This window comes from Veillonella sp., assembly GCF_018381775.1.
GTDB lineage: Bacteria > Bacillota > Negativicutes > Veillonellales > Veillonellaceae > Veillonella.
Map to the genome: position 1 here is coordinate 1 of NZ_JAGZRH010000032.1, position 1,253 is coordinate 1,253.

The following is a 1,253-nucleotide window of genomic DNA, read 5'->3' on the forward strand; positions in this document are numbered from 1 at the left end:
TACATCCATGGTGTTCCAGTCTTATAACTTATTCTCTAACAAGACTGTTATTGAAAACATCATGGAAGGCCTTGTAACGGTTAAGAAAATGAAAAAATCTGAAGCCCGTAAAATTGCCCAACGTTTCCTCAAGGAAGTAGGCATGGAAGGCTATGATGATTACTATCCTGTACAACTTTCTGGTGGTCAACAACAACGTATCGGCATCGCTCGTGCCCTTGCGATGGATCCAGAGGTTATCCTCTTTGACGAACCTACATCAGCCCTTGACCCAGAGCTAGTAGGGGAAGTATTGGCCGTTATCCGCAAGATTGCTAAAGAGTTAGAGGTAACCATGATTATCGTAACCCACGAAATTGGCTTTGCGAAAGAAGTGGCTGACCAAGTAGTCTTCATGGAAGGCGGCGTCATCGTAGAACAAGGGGACCCTAAGGTTGTTCTCGAACATCCAAAAGAAGAACGAACACGTAAATTCTTGAGCCGTTACCTTACACTCGATACTGAATTGCCTCTAGATAGCGCAGCACTTTAAATGAGGTACATGATGAAAGAATTTAGACAATTAACCGTAGATGATGCGGCTGAGTATCACGAGGTGTTGATTGCAGGCTACGCAGAGAATAAGAACTATCCTATATCCTTTGATGCCATCAACTTTAGCCAAGAAGAGTCTCGTGCATGGATCTTAAAATATCCTGTGTATGGCCTCTACGTAGATGGCTTCTTGGTATGCTCTATTTCGTTCCGCATGCCTTGGATTCCAAAGGCGACGCCAGATGTATACCCGCACATTGCGCACTTTGTGACGGCCCCTGAACATAAGGGGAAGGGCTATGCTCGAGAAGTCCTAGCTGAAGCAGAAGAACTACTCCGTGATGTATATAAAACACCAGCGGTAACACTTGGTACCGCTGCAGAACACCCATGGCTTGCCAAAATGTATGAAGGCTTTGGTTTTAAGGAATACAAGCGAGTACAACTACCTGGGAAGGTACATACTACTATATTCTTTAAGAAATCATTGTAATAAAACTCCAATTTTGGGGCCAACAATACAAATAGCGACTAGTTAAGATAATCAACTAGTCGCTATTTTATTTATTGTCTTTAGACTGGTTCGCGACGTAGTCGCGAATCATTAAACCACCCGCTAAGCGGGTGCGGCAACGAAAGTTATACAAAAAAATCACCTTGCTTAAGTATAATGTAGGTGTTCAAGCCGCATTATATGCAAAAGAAAGGTGATTTTATAT

At 42.9% G+C, this 1,253-nt stretch carries 2 protein-coding genes; both read left to right on the plus strand.

The features are described 5' to 3' along the window. Positions 1-532 (plus strand): ATP-binding cassette domain-containing protein (locus tag KH109_RS09745; protein WP_295219221.1); only part of this gene is annotated, 532 nt, incomplete at its 5' end. A gap of 12 nt (positions 533-544) precedes the next feature. After that, positions 545-1,027 carry a GNAT family N-acetyltransferase gene (locus KH109_RS09750; protein ID WP_295219224.1) on the plus strand — a complete coding sequence of 161 codons (483 nt, stop codon included), beginning with the start codon at positions 545-547 and terminating at the stop codon, positions 1,025-1,027. The last annotated feature ends 226 nt before the right edge of the window (positions 1,028-1,253 follow it).

What these genes read in the sequence shown, in the direction of transcription:
- KH109_RS09750 (WP_295219224.1), top strand. Translation starts at nt 545, where the DNA reads ATGAAAGAATTTAGACAATTAACCGTAGATGATGCGGCTGAGTATCAC.